We start from the raw sequence: 2967 nt of genomic DNA on the forward strand, positions 1-2967 counted from the left end.
TTCCCTCGGTGCGCTTACAGTCGTCGAATTAAATTCGCCACGGGTCGCACCGCTCCCGACTCCCTCGGTGCGCTTACAGTCGTCGAATTAAATTCGCCACGGGTCGCACCGCTCCCGACTCCCGACTGAGTATTAACGAGGGGAACCAAACACCTGCACCCAGTAGTGGCGATAGGGACTGGAAGGGTCGCTGACATAACCAAAGCCAATTTCTTGATACTGAGGCTTGAGTATATTACGGCGATGACCAGAGCTTTTCATCCATTGCCTAATGGTTTGAGCAGGAGTCGGGTAACCTGCGGCAATGTTTTCACCAACATAGGAATAGAGGTAACCTGCTGCTTTAGCGCGATCGCTTATTTTAGAACCATCTGAACCAGTATGGCTGAAAAAACCATTGCGCACCATATCTTCAGCGTGTAGCTGTGCGGCTTGAGTTAGCTCAGCAGAAAGCTGTAATGGTGGCAAGCCAGCTTTTCGCCGTTCAGCATTGGTTAGTCCAAGCAACTCAGTATTGAATTTAGCTAAGGATGAGCTACTGGTTAGCACAGTTATCTGCTCCTGAGAACCTCTCTGGAGAGTGTTATTGGAGTAAGGGTTAGCCAGAACTGAGCTAGACTGAAGCGCTATTTCAAATAATCCGAGCAAACTAAGCGGAGCAATTGCCCAAAAATGGATTTTATGCATAAATTACCTCATGGGTCAATATCTGCAACAGATCTGATTGCACCCGGTAGCCATTAATATGGCGCTAGATATATATAGCAATCCGATTCAGCTTTTCAAGGGGATTGCTCTATCTATCGACTAAGCCTCCCCTGAAAAGGTTCCCTAATTTTGAGGTTTATGGGAATTTCCCAGAGGATGGTTTTGTGCGTTCGCGTAGCGTGGCCGAAAGGCCAATCGCTTAGTGTGGCCGAAAGGCGATCGCATTTTCATTCCTTGATTATCATGCCTTTTTATAACTATTAATAGTTAAATTTATATCAGCTATTATTTATCAGTTATCATCTATCAGTTATCATCTATCAGTTATCATCTATCAGTTATCAGTTATCATCTATCAGTTATCAGTTATCAGCATTCAGCTTATGGGCTAATTCACAGGCTAGAAGCCTGTGCCACGCTACTTGAGATGCTTTTGAACAAGCGATGCAGCGCCGACCTGCGGGGGTTTCCCCCACTCGCGCTTTGCATCAAGAAAACAGGTAATCATTTTTTTGATCTGCTCAGAGCTGACCGCTGATAGCTGACCGCTGATAGCTGAATGCTGAATGCTGAATGCTGACACTCTTGAAAAATAACGTTTCTAGGAACGATAACGAATCACTCCCGGTAACTGCCGCAGCACATCGTTTTTATATCGAGCGAATTTTTTTATGGCATTTTGATTGATAATATTCTTTTTAGGAAGATTAACAGTAATCGTTTCTTCCATTTGCCATGGATCAAAGTTTTCCCAGTTTTCAAAGTAGGCTTGCAAGTACAGCCAATAGGCTAGATCGAGCTGAGCATCGTATACAATCAGGATACATGGCATTGGTTCTTTTAACCATGGTTCTATGTCTGAGCGTCCTAGGGGAAAGCCTATGGTTTCTTGGTCAGCGGATAGCATGCTCAGAAAATCGGTTGCCTTTAGCTTGACGTAAATTTTACCATTTTCAAGTTCACTATTGGCATCATAGGTAAAGATAATCAGGTCAAAACCATAGGTGTACTCAAGCTCAACTCTTTGTACTGAGTAACCACATAATAATATATATCGTTCCACATAATTGATACTGAGATCAGCAATAATTTGTTCTCTCGGTCGTTTATTTTTCTTCATTAGACCGGAAGCGATAGAAATGATTTACTCTATAGCTTACAGCAGTTTTCAATTGGGTCAGTACTTTCGTTCTGGGTTTTAGGGAGTAGGGAGTAGGGAGTAGGGAGTAGGGAGTAGGGAGTAGGGAGTGGTAAACAATCATGTTTACCTCACTCCTGAGGACAATTGCTATAGATCATGAGAGTTTAGCTTGAAATAAAAGCGATCGCTTATCACCCTAGACAAGCGATCGCTTTTAGTATTCAGAGATTATCCAATCAAAACTTCGATTTAACTACCAGCTAGGACAAAATCTACTTCATCAGCTCCGCCAGTTTCATCTTGACCGGAGGTAATTTGTTCCCCATTAACTTCAACAGCGAAGGGTGTGCTGTCTAAATTTATATTATAATCCGTTGCGTCAGCAGTATATCCAACACTAGCCACCATCTTACGACCCTCATCGGTATAGATGAATGCCAACATTTGGTTTTTTTCTTTCTGATTGTCGTAAGCCCAAATCACCATATATTGTTGGTCTTGATAGTCGAACATCTTAGGCGCACGAGTGGGGACATAACGACCAGCATCACCAAAGCTAGCATCCAAGAAGTTTTGCACAGAACTGTCTTGTACGATAGCGTAGGCAACTTCTTGGGGAGAGGTAGCTTCTGCATCACCTTCACTTTCGTCCCTCTCCTCTTCTTTATCACGGTTGCGGAAATAATCCACAGCCACTTTAGTTCCGACCGCACCGACTGCTGCTATACCAGCACCCATTAGTATGTTGCGCAGTTTACTCATTTATTGTTATGGCCTATGACTACCAACGGATTATACTATAGCAGTTCTCAATTCCATAGTGTTTACAGATTCTGGAGCACAAAGGGTTTGATAGCACTACTACTCCACTTATTCTTGAGTTTCTCAACTACAAATGGCCGAATTACAAACTTAGGGGGCACACCCTGATGTACATCAATCCGTAGGAACGTATGAGGAGAGCGGGCTGTTCTGCCTTTACCTTTGCGTCCGATAAATAAAAGCGATCGCGCCACCATTTGAACATAACCGCTCTGACTAATTTCCATCACTTCAACCTCATCTTTGCGCTGACCCCGCAAACTAGCACCACTTCCGCCACAAACTAGCCAATTTAA

The 2967-nt window shown here is 43.5% G+C and carries 4 protein-coding genes and 1 pseudogene; all 5 read right to left on the minus strand.

Features of this window, described 5'->3' with window-relative positions; all coding sequences use genetic code 11:
- Window positions 1-132: 132 nt before the first annotated feature.
- Window positions 133-687: a CAP domain-containing protein gene (locus F6K20_RS32060; protein WP_287265406.1), complete on the minus strand. Its 555-nt coding sequence runs from the start codon at window positions 685-687 to the stop codon at window positions 133-135.
- 622 nt (window positions 688-1309) lie between these two features.
- Window positions 1310-1828 (minus strand): DUF4365 domain-containing protein, encoded by a 519-nt coding sequence (locus F6K20_RS32065; RefSeq protein ID WP_287297459.1) that lies wholly within the window; start codon window positions 1826-1828, stop codon window positions 1310-1312.
- Window positions 1815-1970, minus strand: a complete 156-nt coding sequence (locus F6K20_RS32070; RefSeq protein ID WP_287297461.1) for a hypothetical protein — start codon at window positions 1968-1970, stop codon at window positions 1815-1817. Before F6K20_RS32070 ends, F6K20_RS32065 begins: the two co-directional genes overlap by 14 nt.
- A gap of 128 nt (window positions 1971-2098) precedes the next feature.
- Window positions 2099-2611, minus strand: a complete 513-nt coding sequence (locus F6K20_RS32075; protein WP_287297463.1) for a hypothetical protein — start codon at window positions 2609-2611, stop codon at window positions 2099-2101.
- A gap of 62 nt (window positions 2612-2673) precedes the next feature.
- A pseudogene (locus F6K20_RS32080) lies at window positions 2674-2967 on the minus strand (metallophosphoesterase); the annotation flags it as partial.

The organism is Moorena sp. SIO2C4 (assembly GCF_010672485.1).
Classification (GTDB): domain Bacteria; phylum Cyanobacteriota; class Cyanobacteriia; order Cyanobacteriales; family Coleofasciculaceae; genus Moorena; species Moorena producens.

Coding starts and splice junctions, on each gene's coding strand:
- F6K20_RS32060 (WP_287265406.1), bottom strand. CDS start 687: ATGCATAAAATCCATTTTTGGGCAATTGCTCCGCTTAGTTTGCTCGGA.
- F6K20_RS32065 (WP_287297459.1), bottom strand. CDS start 1,828: ATGAAGAAAAATAAACGACCGAGAGAACAAATTATTGCTGATCTCAGT.
- F6K20_RS32070 (WP_287297461.1), bottom strand. CDS start 1,970: ATGATTGTTTACCACTCCCTACTCCCTACTCCCTACTCCCTACTCCCT.
- F6K20_RS32075 (WP_287297463.1), bottom strand. CDS start 2,611: ATGAGTAAACTGCGCAACATACTAATGGGTGCTGGTATAGCAGCAGTC.